13 protein-coding genes are annotated in these 16,306 nt (G+C 68.8%); 5 read left to right on the plus strand and 8 right to left on the minus strand.

Annotated features, from left to right (window positions below; translation table 11 throughout):
- Nucleotides 1–3: 3 nt before the first annotated feature.
- The 3 genes from E0H50_RS17745 to ppdK all read right to left on the minus strand — a co-directional run bounded on the left by E0H50_RS17745 (nucleotide 4) and on the right by ppdK (nucleotide 3,990).
- Nucleotides 4–282: a YciI family protein gene (locus tag E0H50_RS17745; RefSeq protein ID WP_131289535.1), complete on the minus strand. Its 279-nt coding sequence runs from the start codon at nucleotides 280–282 to the stop codon at nucleotides 4–6.
- Nucleotides 283–441: 159 nt separating this feature from the next.
- Nucleotides 442–1,212, minus strand: coding sequence for a class I SAM-dependent methyltransferase (locus tag E0H50_RS17750; protein WP_131289537.1), 771 nt, complete (start codon nucleotides 1,210–1,212; stop codon nucleotides 442–444).
- A gap of 123 nt (nucleotides 1,213–1,335) precedes the next feature.
- The gene (ppdK, locus tag E0H50_RS17755) at nucleotides 1,336–3,990 is read right to left on the minus strand and encodes a pyruvate, phosphate dikinase (protein WP_131289539.1); all 2,655 of its coding nucleotides are present in this window, start codon (nucleotides 3,988–3,990) and stop codon (nucleotides 1,336–1,338) included.
- Nucleotides 3,991–4,286: 296 nt separating this feature from the next.
- Here ppdK and E0H50_RS17760 point away from each other — a divergent pair, with 296 nt between their 5' ends.
- Nucleotides 4,287–5,153: a cobalamin-binding protein gene (locus E0H50_RS17760; protein ID WP_131289541.1), complete on the plus strand. Its 867-nt coding sequence runs from the start codon at nucleotides 4,287–4,289 to the stop codon at nucleotides 5,151–5,153.
- Between the two features lie 269 nt (nucleotides 5,154–5,422).
- Here the strand turns inward: E0H50_RS17760 and E0H50_RS17765 are convergent, their stop codons facing one another.
- From E0H50_RS17765 to E0H50_RS43850, 4 genes are read right to left on the minus strand one after another with little or no spacing between them, the layout of a single operon-like run.
- Nucleotides 5,423–7,381, minus strand: a complete 1,959-nt coding sequence (locus E0H50_RS17765) for a vWA domain-containing protein (protein ID WP_131289543.1) — start codon at nucleotides 7,379–7,381, stop codon at nucleotides 5,423–5,425.
- Between the two features lies 1 nt (nucleotide 7,382).
- Nucleotides 7,383–8,780 carry an ATP-binding protein gene (locus E0H50_RS17770; RefSeq protein ID WP_131289545.1) on the minus strand — a complete coding sequence of 466 codons (1,398 nt, stop codon included), beginning with the start codon at nucleotides 8,778–8,780 and terminating at the stop codon, nucleotides 7,383–7,385.
- 45 nt (nucleotides 8,781–8,825) lie between these two features.
- Nucleotides 8,826–10,103: a serine hydrolase domain-containing protein gene (locus E0H50_RS17775; protein ID WP_131289547.1), complete on the minus strand. Its 1,278-nt coding sequence runs from the start codon at nucleotides 10,101–10,103 to the stop codon at nucleotides 8,826–8,828.
- 9 nt (nucleotides 10,104–10,112) lie between these two features.
- Complete coding sequence (locus tag E0H50_RS43850) at nucleotides 10,113–10,298, minus strand: Clp protease N-terminal domain-containing protein (RefSeq protein WP_238151030.1); 186 nt, start codon at nucleotides 10,296–10,298, stop codon at nucleotides 10,113–10,115.
- A gap of 39 nt (nucleotides 10,299–10,337) precedes the next feature.
- Here E0H50_RS43850 and mug point away from each other — a divergent pair, with 39 nt between their 5' ends.
- Nucleotides 10,338–10,841: a G/U mismatch-specific DNA glycosylase gene (gene mug, locus E0H50_RS17785; protein ID WP_202868185.1), complete on the plus strand. Its 504-nt coding sequence runs from the start codon at nucleotides 10,338–10,340 to the stop codon at nucleotides 10,839–10,841.
- Between the two features lie 41 nt (nucleotides 10,842–10,882).
- Nucleotides 10,883–11,371 (plus strand): AAA family ATPase, encoded by a 489-nt coding sequence (locus E0H50_RS17790; RefSeq protein ID WP_131289551.1) that lies wholly within the window; start codon nucleotides 10,883–10,885, stop codon nucleotides 11,369–11,371.
- On the opposite strand, the gene E0H50_RS17795 is transcribed toward E0H50_RS17790, so the two are convergent.
- Nucleotides 11,361–12,293: an alpha/beta hydrolase gene (locus E0H50_RS17795; RefSeq protein WP_131289553.1), complete on the minus strand. Its 933-nt coding sequence runs from the start codon at nucleotides 12,291–12,293 to the stop codon at nucleotides 11,361–11,363. The genes E0H50_RS17790 and E0H50_RS17795 overlap by 11 nt on opposite strands.
- Before the next feature lie 111 nt (nucleotides 12,294–12,404).
- Here E0H50_RS17795 and E0H50_RS17800 point away from each other — a divergent pair, with 111 nt between their 5' ends.
- Nucleotides 12,405–12,977, plus strand: a complete 573-nt coding sequence (locus E0H50_RS17800; RefSeq protein ID WP_131289555.1) for a TetR/AcrR family transcriptional regulator — start codon at nucleotides 12,405–12,407, stop codon at nucleotides 12,975–12,977.
- Nucleotides 12,978–13,003: 26 nt separating this feature from the next.
- Nucleotides 13,004–16,288, plus strand: coding sequence for a HEAT repeat domain-containing protein (locus tag E0H50_RS17805; RefSeq protein ID WP_131289557.1), 3,285 nt, complete (start codon nucleotides 13,004–13,006; stop codon nucleotides 16,286–16,288).
- Nucleotides 16,289–16,306: the final 18 nt, after the last annotated feature.

Genomic DNA, 16,306 nt, shown 5'->3' on the forward strand with positions numbered 1-16,306 from the left:
CCGTCAGCTGAACGGGAAGAGCGGCTGCCATTCGGCGAGAGTGGCGATCTCGTAGACGTCGGCCGGCGTGTACGGGTCCTTGGCGAGGATGTCGCGGAGCTCGGCCTCGTCGGCGACGTCGTACACCAGCAGTGCGCCGGTCTGGTCGGTGAACGGTCCGGCGGCGACGAGCTTGCCGTCGGCCTTCAGCGCGGCGAGGTACTCGCGGTGCGCCGGACGGACCTCCATCCGCTGGTCGGTCCGGTCGAGATCGAAGCGCAGCTGCACGACAAATTGGGCCATGTCCAGAACTCTACGACATGGCCCAGGCGCCTTGGAAACAAGGAGATTTGGTGCGGGAAAGGGAGTCACGAGCCGCCACAGCGGCTGGTTCAGGTCAGACCCGAAAGTCGACGAGTGATCTCCCTTCCCGCCCGGATATTCTGACCAGCCGACGGGCCCCTACGCAAGGGGTTGGTTAAGAGAAATTCCTACAGACAGTTGATTCAGATAACGCTTCGTGACCGAACCTCCGGCGGCGTCGACCAGACCGCCGATGCACTCGTACAGTCCGTCACGCCGGTCCGTTGTCAAGGCCCGATGACCCGAATACGACGACAGAAGTTCGAGGTACTCGGCCGTCGAATAGTCCACATCCCGGACATATCTGCGGAACTCCACGGACCCGAAAAACCCTGTCTCCGCAAGCCCCGCCGGATCGTTCGGTACGTCGTCCGCGGCCGGCAGACCGCCCTTCGCCGCATCGTCGGTGAACCGGTCGTAGCAGGACTGCACGTCGACGAAGAACTGCTCGGAGCCGCCGGCGACGTGATGCGTCGACACGACCGCCAGCGCCCCACCCGGCCGCAGCACGTCCACGCATCGCTGGACGCGCGTCGCCGGATCGAGCCAGTGGAACGCGGTCGCCGAGACCACCAGGTCGAAGTCCGCGGGCGGCAGCTCCCAGGTGTCGAAGTCCGCGACGACCACCTCGACCGCCGGGAACTTCCCCTGCAGAACGTTGGCGAGTGAAGCGCCAAGCTCCACGGCGGTCACCGACCAGCCGCGTTCGACCATCGCGCTCGTCGCCTGGCCGGTGCCCGGTCCGATCTCCAGGACCTTCGGGCGGTCGCCGACCAGCCGAGCGAGCTCGTCGAAGAGCTCGCGCGGATAGGTCGGCCGCACACGGTCGTACAGGTCGGCGTCCTCGCCGAAGGTGCTGCGCAGGCTCATTGCCGCAGGCTAGCGGACCTGCACCACTCACCAACCGGCCCTGCGGCCGCCGCGGACGCTGTCTTGAGCGTGACGGCCGGGACGGGCGATGGGTTGGTGAGTGGTGGGAGTCCGCCACTGGCCTCAGTCCAGCGCTGCCCGGCCCGCCTCCAGACGTGCTACCGGAATTCGGAACGGCGAGCACGAGACGTAGTCGAGGCCGACCTCGTGGAAGAAGTGGATGCTGTCGGGGTCGCCGCCGTGTTCGCCGCAGATACCGAGTTTGAGGTCTGGCTTGGTCGCCCGCCCGCGGTCCACGCCGGTCCGCACCAGCGCGCCGACGCCCTCCCGGTCGATCGACTCGAACGGCGACACCGCGAAGATGCCCTTCTCGAGGTACCGCGAGAAGAACGCGCCCTCGACGTCGTCGCGGCTGAAGCCCCAGGTGGTCTGGGTCAGGTCGTTGGTGCCGAACGAGAAGAAGTCCGCCGCCTCCGCGATCTGGTCCGCGATCACCGCGGCCCGCGGCAGCTCGATCATCGTGCCGATCGGGATCGTCCAGTCCACACCGGCCTCGGCCAGCACACCTTCCACCTCGTCGCGCGCCAGGTGCAGCTCCTGGACGGCGCCGACGAGCGGGATCATGATCTCGGGACGCGGATCCTTGCCCTGCGCACGCAGTTCGACCGCGGCCGACGCGATCGCCCGTACCTGCATACCGAACAGACCAGGGATCATCAGCCCGAGCCGCACACCGCGCAGGCCGAGCATCGGGTTCTGCTCGTGCAGCCGCTCGACCGCCACGAGCAGCTTCTCGTCGTGATCCGACGCCGAACCTCGCTCGCGCGCCACCGCGACCTTCACCGCCAGCTCCTCCATCGACGGCAGGAACTCGTGCAGCGGCGGGTCGATCAGCCGGATCGTCACCGGCAGCCCGTCCATCGCGTCCAGCAACTCCAGGAAATCCCCGCGCTGCAAGGGTTCCAGCTCGGCCAGCGCGGCCTCGCGGTCCGCGTCGTCGTCGGCGAGGATCAGCCGCTCGACGGATTCACGCCGCTCCCCCAGGAACATGTGCTCGGTCCGGCACAGGCCGATCCCGGCCGCCCCGAACCGCCGCGCCCGCGCCGCGTCGTCCGCGGTGTCCGCATTGGTCCGTACGCCGAGACGCCGTACGTCGTCCGCGTGGGTGATCAACCGGTGCACCGACGCGACGAGCTCGTCGCCCGCGTCCGGGGCCAGCGTGCCCTCGAAGTACTGCACGACCGGCGACGGTACGACCGGGACCTCGCCGCGGAACACCTCGCCCGTGGTGCCGTCGATCGAGATCAGCTCGCCGGCCTCGAGCACCGTACCGTTGACCTTGATGGTGCCCTGGGCAACGTTCACGTCGAGTTCCTCGGCGCCGCAGACACAGGTCTTGCCCATGCCGCGCGCGACCACGGCCGCGTGCGAGGTCTTGCCGCCGCGGCTGGTCAGGATGCCCTGCGCCGCGATCATGCCGTGCAGGTCGTCGGGGTTGGTCTCGCGCCGGACCAGGATCACCTTCTCGCCGCGCTCGGCGGCCTCGACCGCGGCCGCCGACGTGAACACGACCTTGCCCGACGCCGCACCCGGCGACGCACCGATCGCCTTCGTGATCAGGTCCGTCGCGGCGTCCGCGTCGAACCGCGGGAACATCAGCTGCGCCAGCTGCGCGCCCTTCACCCGCTGCAGCGCCTCGTCGGTGTCGATCACGCCCTCGTCGACCAGACTGGTCGCGATCCGGAACGCCGCCGCCGCGGTCCGCTTACCGACGCGGGTCTGCAGCATCCACAGCTTGCCGCGCTCGACGGTGAACTCGATGTCGCACAGGTCGCGGTAGTGCCCTTCGAGCGTGGCCATGATCTCCATCAGGTCGTCGTACGACGCCTTGTCGATCTGCTCGAGGTCCGCGAGCGGGACGGTGTTACGGATGCCCGCGACGACGTCCTCGCCCTGGGCGTTCTGCAGGTAGTCGCCGTACACGCCGGGCTGTCCGCTCGACGGGTCGCGGGTGAACGCGACGCCGGTGCCGGAGTCCATGCCGAGGTTGCCGAACACCATCGAGCAGATGTTCACCGCCGTGCCGAGGTCGGTGGGGATCCGCTCCTGGCGGCGGTAGAGGATCGCGCGGTCCGAGTTCCAGGAGCGGAACACGGCCTCGGTCGCGAGGTCCATCTGGGTCCGCGGGTCCTGCGGGAACTCGCGGCCGGTGTGCTCGTGCACGGCCTGCTTGAACGTCTCGACGAGACCCTGCAGGTCGGCGGCGTCCAGGTCGAGGTCGTTGCGGGTGGCCTTCGCCTCCTTGGCATGCTCGATCGCGTCCTCGAACACGCCGCCGTCCATCCCGAGCACGGTCTTGCCGAACATCTGGATCAGCCGGCGGTACGCGTCCCAGGCGAACCGGGGGTTGCCGGACTGGTGCGCGAGCCCGTTCACCGAGTCGTCGTTGAGGCCGACGTTCAGGACCGTCTCCATCATGCCCGGCATCGAGAACGCGGCGCCGGAGCGGACCGACACCAGCAGCGGGTCGTCTGCCTGGCCGAGTTTCTTGCCCATCTTCTGCTCGAGCAACGCGACGTGGTGGTCGATCTCGTCGGCCAGGTCGGCCGGGACCGCGCCGGTCTCCAGGTACGCGCGGCAGGCGTCGGCGGTGATGGTGAAACCGGGTGGCACGGGCAGGCCGAGGTTGGTCATCTCGGCCAGGTTCGCCCCCTTGCCGCCGAGCAGCTGCTTCATGTCCTTGTTGCCTTCGGCGAAGTCGTAGACGAGTTTCGGCACGGTCACTCCCTGGGTTGCAGGCGGGTGTTTGCTGCGTGTTTCAGGCGCGGGAAGATGGCCCGCTGGCCCATCGACTCCGGCGGCGGGGGCGTGCTTTCAGAGTAAGCCCAAAAACCAGTCCAGTTGAACACTGGTCTCACCATGCTGACGTGACCCTCCCCACAGGTCGAAGGCCGGAAAACCCTTCCCTGATTGACAACGCGAGACATTCGGCCTCTGCACCGATGAAACCTTCGCCGGGTGCGCTACGGCGGTTTCGTCGGCCGCGGATCGGGTAGCCGGGCTAGAGTCTGCGGGTGCGTATCGTCTCGTTGCTTCCGTCGGCGACCGAGATCTGTTTCGCGCTCGGGGCCGGTGACGATGTGGTCGGGGTCACCTTCGAGTGCGACTATCCGGCGGCTGCCCGCTCTCGGCGGATCGTGTCGACGACCGCGCTTCCCGAGGGCCTGGCACCGGGCGAGATCGACGCCGCCGTACGCCGGAAGGTCGCCACCGGCGAGGACCTGTACCACTTGGACGCGGACGCGTTGCGCGAGCTCGAACCGGACGTGGTGATCACCCAGGACCTCTGCGCGGTGTGCGCGATCGACGTGACGGATGTCGACGAGGCCCTCGACTACCTGGGCTGCCGGGCCGAGGTGGTGAGCACCGACCCACACAACCTGACCGAGGTACTCCACTCGATCGAGACCATCGGAAAGGCCATCGGCCGAGACTCCACGCAGTTGGTGGAGAGCCTGCGTCAACGCCTCAGAGATTTACCCGGCGCTGCCCCGCGGGGTGGTGCACGACTCGCGTTGCTGGAGTGGACGGATCCGCCGTTCGCGCCGGGACATTGGTTGCCCGAGATGGTTCAGCTCGCGGGCGGGGTGAACGTGCTGGGGGCACCAGGGGGACGGTCGAAGGCGATCACGTGGGAGGCCGTGCGGCAGTCGCAGCCTGAGGTAGTGGTGTCGGCGCCGTGTGGTTTCGGGCTGGACGGGGCTGCCGAGTTGACGGAGCTCCTGATGGGCGAGCTGCCGGCGGACATTCCGGTGTGGGCAGTGGACGCCAACGGATACTTCGCGCGGCCAGGTCCTCGACTGGTCGACGGCGTCGAGGTGCTGGCGGCGATCCTCCGCGGCGAGGCCCCGGACCCGGCGATCGCGCGGCGCCTGCGGTAGTGGCGTTGATCTCGCCTTACGCCCGCGCAACGCTCTGGCCCACACACCCCGTGACCCGAGACCGATGACGGGTCGGCGGCAGGACGGGGACGGGGGTGGGGACAGGAAGCGGGGCCGTTGGACAGGTTATTGCGTGTCTCCAGTCACCAGTTCCTGTCCACCGCCACCAGTTCGGCACCGAGCTGGGGACTGCTACCCACCTGAAATGACCAGCCAGCATCCCCAGCCGGCCCAGGCGCTGCGGTTCTTGTGCAAGGTGTTCCGGCGGGTTAGAGCTTGCGGCGGGTGCGGAGGTAGTCGCCTACTACGGCTGCTCCTAGGCCGTCTGCGTCAGGAGCGAGGACGCGGCCGCCGCTGCGGCGGGCGAGGAGGTCGACGAAGGCGTTCAGGCGCGGGTCGTCACCGAGGCGGAAGACCGTCAGCGAGGCGCCGAGCTTGGCCAGTCGGTCGACCTCGAAGATCGTCTTGCGGAGCGTCGCCGCCTCGGGTGGGTAGGAGAACTCGGCTGTGCCGTCGGGCTCCAGGTGAGCGGTCGGCTCCCCGTCCGTCACCATCAGTACGACGGGCTGCGCGTCCGGGTGCCGCCGCAGATGACGCCCGGCGAGGAGCAGCGCGTGGTGCGCGTTCGTGCCCTGCTCCCACGTACCTTCCATCCCGATCAACTGAGGCAGCTCGACAACCCCGGCGTACCGGCCGAACGTGATCAGCTGCAACGCGTCGTTCCGGTACCGCGTCGAGATGAGCTGATGCAACGCGAGCGCCGTCCGCTTCATCGGCAGCCAGCGGCCCTCCTGCACCATCGACCACGACGTGTCCACCAGCAACGCCACCGCGGCCCGGGCCCGATGCTCGGTCTCTGCGATCTCCACGTCCGCCACATCGAGCTTGACCGACCCATCGAGTGACGCACTCCGCAGTACGGCGTTCCGCACCGTCCGCGGCACGTCCCACGGTTGCGTGTCCCCGAACTCCCACGGACGCGACGATCCACTCAACTCACCGGCCGCGCCCGCGTTCGCCGCGTCCCGTTCACCTGATCCCCGAGCGGTCCGCAGTACGTCGGCCAACGCCGTCTGACCGAGCTGACGCAAGGCCTTCGGCGACAACCGCAGTGAGCCGTCCGGCGCCCGCTCGATCAGACCCTGATCACGCAGCTGCCGTTCCAGCTCGCTCAGCCGCCGCGCGTCGACCGTCGCCTCGTCACCCAACTGTCGGGTCAACGCGTCGAGATCGATGTCTTCGAGCCGGGCCCCCGGATACGACTGGGCCAGCTGCTCCGCCAGCGCATCCAGTTCCGCGAGATCGGACATCGCCTGCGCACCCTCGGCGAGACCGAGCGGATCGTCACCTCGCATCTGCTCCGAGGAGTACCAGTCCTCCCCCGGCCTCAGCGACTGCAGCTGAGCATCCAGCTGGGCCAGCTGCTGCGCGAGTTGCGGACTCCCGAACGCTTGTTGCGAAAGCTCCGCGAGTTCCGCGCGCTGTTCGGGTGTCATCGAGTTCAGCATCCGCTGTGCGGCGGCGGCCCGCTGTGCGAGTACGTCGATGAGCTCGTCGACGTTCCGCGGGTTCTCCGGGAAGAACTCGCCGTGGTCGGCCATGAACTCCTCGAAGAGTTGCGGTACCTCGGGCCGGCCCTGCGCGTGGGCCGCCAGCAGCGCGTTGAGGTCGGCGAGCATCTCGTTGATCGCCTCGATGTCCTCAGGCGTGGTCTGCTGCAGCGCCTCCTTCATGCCCTCGAACCGCGAACCGAGCAGCTCGCGCCCGAGCAGTTCCCGGATCTGCTCGTACTTCTCCCGGGCCTCCGACGACTCCCACTGGTAGTTCGCCAGCTCCCGTACGGCGGCCGCCGTACCGGACGGAAGCGCGTCGAGCTCGGCCTCCTTGAACCGCGCGTCGTCGGACGGATTCGGGAACAGCTCGCGCCGCTCGGCTTCCAGCGCCTCGTTGAGCAGCCGCTGGACCTCCTGCAGGGTGCCGTCGAGGTTGTGCCGCCGCTGGATCTCGCGACGGCGCTCCCACAGCCGGCGGCTCAGGTCGTCGAGACCCTGGGTGTTCCGGGTGCCGCGCCGGAGCAGTTCCTCCAGCGCGGACCGCGGCGACGACCCGTTCATCACGTCCCGGCCGATCTCGTCCAGCGCATCCCGCAGATCCGCCGGCGCCTTGAGTGGATCGGGCCCGTCGTGCCACGGCCCGTAGGACCAGCCTTCCGGAATAGATGCCGACATGTCAGGCCCCGTAGATCGTCGTGTCGTCGTCGGCGTCCTTGGCGACGCGTTTGGACAGGTACAGCATCTCCAGGGCGAGTTCGATCGCGGCGGCGATCCGCCCGGACGAGTCGTCCGGCTCGACACCGGCACGGGCGGCGACGTCGTGCAGGACAGGCAGCTCCGGCAGCGCGGCCAGCACGTCCCGGCCTGGCACCCGCTCGCCGGTCGTCACAAGGTTGCCATCGGCAACAGCGTGTGCCAGCGGGGTGAGGTCGAGCCCGGCGAACCGCTCCCGGGCCGTGTCGGCCACCGACCGACGCAGCAGGTACTCGAGCAGCTCGATCTCGCGCCCCTCCTCCCCCGGCTCGAACTCGAGCTTCCCCCGCAGTACGGCAGGAACGGCCTCGAGGTCCACCGGACGGGCGACCGCAGGCTCCTCGCCCGTGATCGCAGAGCGCCGGAGCGCGGCGGCGGCGATCGTCTCGGCCGCGGCGACCGCGAACCGGGCGGACACACCCGAGCGCTGGTCGATCGAGGTCGACTCCCGCAGGTGCCGGACGAACCGGGCCAGCACCTCCAGCAACGGCTCGCCGACCTCGGCGGTGAACTCGGCCTCCTGCCGGATCACGTCCACCTCGGCGTCGATGTCGAGCGGGTAGTGGGTCCGGACCTCGGCGCCGAAGCGGTCCTTCAGGGGCGTGATGATCCGGCCGCGGTTGGTGTAGTCCTCGGGGTTGGCCGTTGCCACCAGCAACACGTCGAGCGGCAGCCGCAGCGTGTACCCGCGGACCTGGATGTCGCGCTCCTCCATCACGTTCAGCAACGCGACCTGGATGCGCTCGGCGAGGTCGGGGAGCTCGTTGATCGCGACGATGCCGCGGTGCGCCCGCGGGACCAGCCCGAAGTGGATGGTCTCCGGGTCGCCGAGACTGCGGCCCTCGGCAACCTTCACCGGGTCCACGTCACCGATCAGGTCACCGACGCTGGTGTCCGGCGTGGCGAGCTTCTCGGCGTACCTGAGGTCGCGATGCAGCCAGGCCACGGGCAGGTCGTCGCCCAGTTCGGCGGCGCGGCGCTTCGAGGCGGGCGTGATCGGGTCGAGCGGGTGCTCGGGCAGCTCCGCACCGTCGATCACCGGGGTCCATTCGTCGAGCAGACCGACCAGGGTGCGCAGCAGGCGCGTCTTGCCCTGACCGCGCTCACCGAGCAGTACGACGTCGTGCCCGGCGAGCAGGGCGCGTTCGAGTTGCGGGATCACCGTGCGGGTGAAACCGACGATGCCGGGCCACGGATCCCGTCCGGCCCGGAGTTCTTTCAGCAGGTTGTCACGGATCTCGGCCTTGATCGACCGAGGAAGATACCCGGCGGCCCGGAGGTCACCGGCTTTACGAGGGAGTTCAGCAGGTGCACTAGTCACGTGTGAGACGTTAGCTCGCTCACCCCAAAGTGCACCTCAAATATCTCAGCGCCTGGGCGTGACGCGTCCCGACGTGAACACGTGCGTCGGGGTGAACGTCACCGGCACCCACGGGTGCGCCGGGGACTCGCGGGTGACGAAATGGTCGCCGTCGGCCGGTTCGGTCGGGCGCAACTCGTACTCGTGCACCGGATCCTCCGAGAACAGCAGCCGGTCTCCCGTCGCGGAATAGGTCATGACCAGTTCGTCGTCACGCTTCGCGACGTCGAGCCGGACGCTCGCGCGCTCGTAGACACCCGCGTGACGGTCGTCGACCGGTACGTCGATCGGCTGCGGCGCGGGCGGATGCGCGACGCCGGCGTACGCCGTGAACACCTCGGAGGCGAGCGGCTCGAAGAGGCGGGTGCCGTTGCCGGAATTGGTCAGCAGGCACATCGCCAGTCGCGCCTCCGGATCGATCCGGAGGAAGGCGAGCTGGGAGATCGTCGACCCGTCGTGACCGAACAGACGGCGGCCGCCCCAGTCGTAGATCCGCCAGGTCAGACCGAGGTCGACGAAACCGCCGATCCCGGCCGCGAACGGGACCTGCGGCTCCTGCATGGCCGCGTACCGCTCGTCGGTCAGGTGCATCTTGGCGAACTCGAGCAGGTCGGCGGCGCTCGCGCTGATCGTCCCGGCGGGACCGATGCTGCGCGGGAGCTGCCACGTCTGCACGCGCGAGCCGTCCGCCGCGAGGTGACCGACCGCGACGCGTTCCAGGATCGCCTCTTCCGGCAGGGTCACCGTGTGGGTCAGGCCGAGCGGCTCGACCAGACGGGCCTTCAGCGACTGGTCCCAGGTCCGGCCGTCGAGCACCTCGATCAGCCGGCCCAGCAGCATGAAGCCGGCATTGCAGTACGAGTACGCCGTACCGGGCTCGAACAGCTGGTCGACGTCCGCGAGCAGAGCGACGTACCGCTGCAGGCAGTCGTCACCGCGACCGGTGTCGGTGAACAGGTCGCCGTCGATGCCACTGGTATGGGTCAACAGGTGACGGACCGTGATCCGCGGGTCGACAGGTGCCTCGGGCAACAACTTGACGATCGGGTCGTCCAGCCGCAGCCGGTCCTCGGCGGCGAGCTGGACGATCATCGACGCGGTCCACGGCTTGCTGATCGAGCCGATCTGGAAGAGCGAGTCGGCGGTCGCCTCGACACCGGTCACGCTGTTCAGGACGCCGTACGGCGCGATGGTCGTCTCACCGTCGTGCCAGATACCGAGCACCGCACCGGTGACCTCGCCCGCCACCGCCAACTCGTTCAACCGCTCAGACCAGTCAGGCATGCGCCCAACCTACTTCGTGAATCCTTCGAGGGCGGCGCGGACGTCGGTCCAGGCCGCCGACTCCTCGAGGCCCTGCTCGAGCAGGATCTTCGTGGCGATTCCGGCCTGGTCCCGATAGAACGCGAGCAGCAGGTGCTCGGTGCCGATGAAGTCGTGGTTGCGGTCGCGGGCGATGGCGCCGGCCGCCCGCCTCAACCTCGGGTTGACGCGGGCGCCGGGGCTAGGGTGTGGCTCGTGCAGGGGATACCGGATGTCGTCGGGCCTGGGTTGCGGGTGTTGTTCTGCGGGATCAATCCCGGCCTGATGTCGGCGGAGACCGGGCATCACTTCGCGCGGCCGGGGAACCGGTTCTGGCCGGCGCTGCACCTGAGCGGATTCACACCGCGTCAACTGCGGCCGGCGGAGCAGCAGGAGTTGCTGACCTATCGGCTCGGGATCACCAACGTGGTCGACCGGCCGTCGGCGAAGGCCGCCGAGTTGACGCGGGACGAGTTCGTGGCGGGCGGCGAGAACCTCGTGAAGAAGGTGCTCGACCTCCAGCCCGAGTGGCTCGCGGTGCTCGGCGTCACGGCGTACCGAGATGCCTTCGGCGAACGTACAGCGGCAGTGGGCACACAGGATCGGACGATCGGCGCCACCCGGGTCTGGATCCTGCCCAACCCGAGTGGCCTGAATGCCCACTACACGTTGCCGAAGCTGGCCGCCGCGTTCGCCGAGCTCCGGGCGGCCGCCGGTTAATTCAGGTTTCTTCGACGGCGCTTCTCGCTACGGTGAAGCGCATGGCGAAACGCAACTACCTTGTCGAGGGCGGTTCCGGCACCGGTAAGAGTTCGGTGTGCCGAGAGCTCCGGAAGCGCGGCTGTCAAGCCGTTGACGGCGACAACGAACTCGCCTACGCGGGCGATCCGGAAACCGGCGAACGCGTCGAGGTCCACAACCACTACAACCACATCTGGGACGTCGCCAAGGTCCGGGAGATCGCCGCGGACACGACCGAGGAGATCGCCTTCTTCTGTGGCGGTTCCAGGAACTTCACCAAGTTCCTGGACGTGTTCGACCAGGTCATCGTGCTGGATGTGGACACCGAAACCCTCAAGCAGCGGCTGGCCGCTCGCGAAGCCGACGACTGGGGCGGGAACGACGAGGAGAAGGAGTTCATCCTCCACCTGCACGCCACCCGGGACGGCGTACCTCCAGGCACGGTCATCGACACCACAGCGCGGTCACTCGGCGAGGTTGTCGACGCGATCTTCGACGCTATTCGCTGAGCGCCTTCTTCAGCGTCGAGATCGCCAGTTCGATCGCGGCGTTCGCGGCATGAGTGTCGCGCAGCGCGTCCAGCATCACGAAGTCGTGGATGATCGCCGCGAACCGGACCGCGGTCGTCGGCACACCGGCCTCGAGCAGCTTGGCCGCATACGCCTCGCCCTCGTCCCGCAGTACGTCGGCCTGACCGGTGATGACCAGCGCCGGCGGCAGGCCCGTCAGCTGCTCGGTCGTCGCCCGCAGCGGTGACGCCGTGATCTGGTTCCGCTCGTTCTCATCGGTCGTGTACTGGTCCCAGAACCACTTCATCCCGTCCAGCTGCAGGAAGTACCCCTCGCCGAACTCCTTGTACGACGCCGTGTCGAACGAAGCGTCCGTGACCGGGTAGAACAGCACCTGCTGGACGAACGTCACGTCCCCGCGCTCCTTCGCGAGCAGCGTCACGGCAGCCGTCATGTTCCCGCCGACCGAGTCGCCGGCGATCGCCAGCCGCTCCGCGTCCAGACCGTGCTCCTTGCCTGAGGCAATGATCCAGCGGGCGACCGCGTAGTTCTGCTCAAGCGCGTGTGGGTACCGCACCTCCGGCGACAGGTCGTACTCCGGGAACACCACCGCGGCACCCGCGCCGACGGCGAGCTCACGCACCAGCCGGTCGTGCGTGTGCGCGTTGCCGAACACCCAGCCCGCGCCGTGGATGTAGAGGATGACGGGCAGTACGCCGGTCGCGCCCTGCGGCTTGACGATGCGGGCCTTGGTGCCGTCCGCGGCGGTCACCCACTCCTCGTCGACCGGGAGCTTCGGGTAGTCGGTGGTCTGCACCTCGTCGACGGCCTTGCGGCCCTCCTCGGGGGTCAGCTGGAACAGGTACGGCGGCTTCGCGGTCGCGTCGGCGAAGGCCTGGGCGGCGGGCTCGAGAACAGTCATCTGCATCCTCCTTCAGGATCGGAGAACGTTCGTTCTCCGAGGTGTTTGCTACTCTAGGAGAACGATGGTTCTCCGCGCAAGGTGGCGCGGGTCACGCGGGAGGTTCACCAGATGGTGCTGGACACGGCGACGGCGCAGCGGCAGGTGCTGGACGCGGCGGACGCGCTGTTCTACGAGCGCGGCGTGCAGGCGGTCGGGATGGACGCGATCCGGGCGGCGTCCGGGGTGTCGCTGAAGCGGCTCTACCAGCTGTTCCCGTCCAAGGACACCCTGATCGAGGCGTACCTGGACCGCCGGGACGCACTCTGGAAGTCCATGCTCGCCGAGCACGTCGACGCCGCGACCGACCCGCGCGCGCGGATCCTCGCGGTGTTCGACTTCCTCTCCGACTGGTTCCAGCAGCGCGACTACCGGGGCTGCGCGTTCATCAACTCGTTCGGTGAGCTCGGCACTGTCTCGCCTCGGGTGGCGGATTTGGCTTCGCAGCACAAGGAAGGCTTCCGCCAGGCGTTGACCGAGTTGTCGAAGGCCGCCGGCGCCGCCGACCCGGACCGCCTCGCCGACCACCTCATCCTGCTCAGCGAAGGTGCCATCACCCGGTCCGCCATCTCCGGGACGGCCGACCCCGCGGCCCGCGCCCGGGAGGCCGCGACGATGATCCTGGACGCCTCGCTGAAGAGCTGACACCACCCATTGGGCAGGATGGGGCCATGCGTCTGCCCGAGCTGCTGCGATCGATCGACGGACTCTCGTCCGGACAGCGCGTACGCCTGCTCGCCGACCAGGCGCCGCAGTTGGTGAGTCTCCTCGGCGAGCTGGGTCGAGGTACCGCCTTCGAGCGGGTCCTCGGACTCCAGATCGCCGAGATCACCCGCGAGACGTCGTACGTCGGCCGGATGCTTCGGGACCCGGATCCGGTCGTGCAGAATCGGGCGCTCGCCGCGGTCCGTCGCGGGGTGCCGATCGCGGACGACGACCTGCGGATCGTGTACGACGACGCGCCCGCGGCACTGCGCTCGAAGCTCGTGGCCCTGGTACGTCGGCAGCGGCGCGAGCACCTCGCCGTACGGCTGATCGACGAGCACCGGGCGCGGTGGGGTGACGTGGCGGCGACCGGTCTGCTCGACGCGACCGATCACGCGACCGTGGCGCGGCTGCTGCCCGAGCTGGCGTACTGCGTGACCCCCGGCGGGTGGCGTCAGCTCGCCAAGCACCATCCGGACGAAGTACTCGCGTTTGCTCGTCAGACGCTCCCTGCCAATGAGGAGTGGTGGCAGGGCGTCGGTCACGGCGTCACTGCTTCGCTAGAGCATGCTGCGGACACTGTGCTCGAGCTGATCAAGCAGGCGGTGCCTGCGCACGAGCTCCCCGTCGCAGTGCTCGACATCATCGGTCCGCTCACGGACCGGGACCCGGCAGGCGTGCTGGAGTTGCTGCTCGCACCCGACCGGCGCGGCGCGGTGACGCGGGCGCTGACCCCGGCGTTCCGGCGTCGCCTGCACAGGTACTCCGACGACGAGCTCATCGCTCTCGGACGAGTCCTGTGGCCGCAGCTCGCCACCTTCCTCGGCACACTGGAGCCGTCGCGGCGGGCGGTGATTTTCGCGGCTGTGACGCAGTACGTCGACCTCGGGCAGGCGCAGCTGAGTACGGAGCTCCTGCAGGTGCTGCCGCACGCGGTGCGCGTTGAGCAGACACGTCGGATGCTCGCGCTACCTGCTGTTGAGGACGGGTTGTGGCGGCGGGCGATCACTGGTCATCTGCCCTTCGACGAGGCCTTTGCACTCCTCGAACCGGACGTGAGCGATCCAGACGCCGCAGTACGCAGCTCGGTCTACCAGGGGGTCATCCGGTCGGCCGGGTACGGCAGGCGACCGGGACAGGTCGTGCAGGCTGTCACGTGGGTGGCAGGGCGCATCCGGAACGACCAGGACACAGTCCGGGTCAACGCACTACAAGCTGTCGCGGAGCTGCCGCCGACGCTGCTGACCGATGCGCTGACCGAGTCGCTGGACACACTGCTCACCGACGCCCTGGCGGCGCGGGACACGTCGTGGGCGACACGGCACGCGTTGACGCAGCTGGCCGAGAACGCCGTCGTACAAGGTGTGTTGCGCCACCTGGACGCCCTGCTGGACTGGGGTTTGCAGGCGCACGCGCGGCTGTCGGAGAACCGCGGCCGGATCGACCTGGATCCGCTGATCGACAGGCTGCCGCGCGGACGCGAGGCCGACGTGTACGAGGCGCTTCGGCCCGCGATCGAGGCCGGAGCCAAGCGCGACGAGTTCTCGCTGGCGTTCACGGTCGCCGCAGCGCTGGGCCGCCGGCGCTGGTGGTCGGATCATCTCGCGGGTGTGCTGGAGCAGGCGGTCTGGTCCGACCAGGAGTACGTGTCCGAGCAGGCCTCCAGGTACTGGTTCGAACCGCCTCGGACCCGCTACGCCCGCCTTCGTCGGATTGTCGACCGAGACGTCACCATGGCTCGCTGGCAGCCGGTGTGGCGGCTGGTCACCGAGCACTACACCAACCTGCTCGACCCGGTCCTCGCCGCGGCAGATCGGATTCGCCGGTTCGACCGCAGCAGCACTTCCTGGCAGGTGCCTGACTACGCGCTACGGCGCTGGCTGCCGCGACAGCAGGCCCGGTACGCCGAGCTACTCGTCCAGGCTGCTCGTGACGACCGCATGCACACCTGGTACCGGTCGCTGGCTATCAGGACGCTTGGGCGCGTGCCGGTCGCTGGTAGGGCTGTGTTGGATGAGTTTCTCGGGAGTTCCGACGTACTCCTGCAGGAGGCCGCGCTGGCCGCCCTCGCGTGGACAGAGCGCCCTGACCTTGCCATGCCGTTGCTGCTCGCGCATGCGGGTGACGATCGGGCGCGGGTCGCTGTGTACGCGGCCAGCCGGGCGGCGCGGTTCGTACGGCCCAGTCTGCTGCCGGGGCTGCTGCAGCCGGTGCTGTCCGGTGAGCGGGTGAAGGTCACGTCGCGGAAGGAGGCGGTGCGGCTGCTTGGCGAGCTACGGGCTCCGGGAGCTAGCGCCGTACTGACGGAGGCGTGGTCTGGGGCGCATCGGGACGTGCGGGCTGCTATTGCGCGGACTGTGTCGCAGTACCTGCTGTACGACCCTGCTGCGTGGGCTGTGCTGGAGCAGGCAGTGCATGACTCCCCGGCTACTGCGACGGCGCTGACGGCACGGCGTGCGTACGACGTACCTGTGGGGTATCGGGCGCGGTACGCCGACCTGTTGATCGCTGTGACGACTCGTAGCGAGCCGGAGGTCGTGGGGCCGGCGTTGCTCGCGTTGCGGGGGTGGGCGCGGTACAACCCGGCCGCTACTCGGGTCTGCGCGGACTTCATCACCCGGCTGTCCCTGCGGAGCCGGGTGTGGCGGGATGCGACCACTGCGCTCGTGTCGTTCGTCGCCACAGATGCGCCGGCCGGGCTGGACGATGTGGTTGACGTTGCTCGGCTGCTGGTGCGGTCCGAGGCGAATCCTGACCTGCCGAACGCGTTGCCGGATCGGGATCATCCGGCTCGGCAGCGACTCACGTATCTGGTGAGTCAGCTGTCGTCGCAGTTCAGCCGCCGTTCGGCGGAGGACCGCCGGCATCTGCGGGTGGTTGCCGACGAACTTGTCGGGTCCGACTCTCTGGAGCTCCGACTGCAACTGCTGGTGCACTCGCAGTCAGCGGCCGAGCTCCGCGACCTGGTCGCTGATGATCCGTTGGCCGCGGTGAAGGCCGCGGAGCTCGTCAGTGGCCGACTGTCTGCAACCGAGTCAACCTGGACACCCGCAGACCTGCTGCCAGATGCCGACTCACTCGCCCACTCCCCCGACTTGGCCTCCGGGCTGCTGGCCCACGCCCTGGTCACCACCGCCGGCCCCCGCGCCGGCTGGCCAACCGAGTGGCGCGACCTACTAATTGCCCTCCGCAACCACCCGACCCCCGCCACCCGCCGCCGCTCCCTCGACCTAACCACCGCCACGGAGTAGAACCCGGCACCTGGGCCG

Origin of the sequence: Kribbella sindirgiensis (genome assembly GCF_004331435.1) — a bacterium.
Lineage (GTDB): Bacteria > Actinomycetota > Actinomycetes > Propionibacteriales > Kribbellaceae > Kribbella > Kribbella sindirgiensis.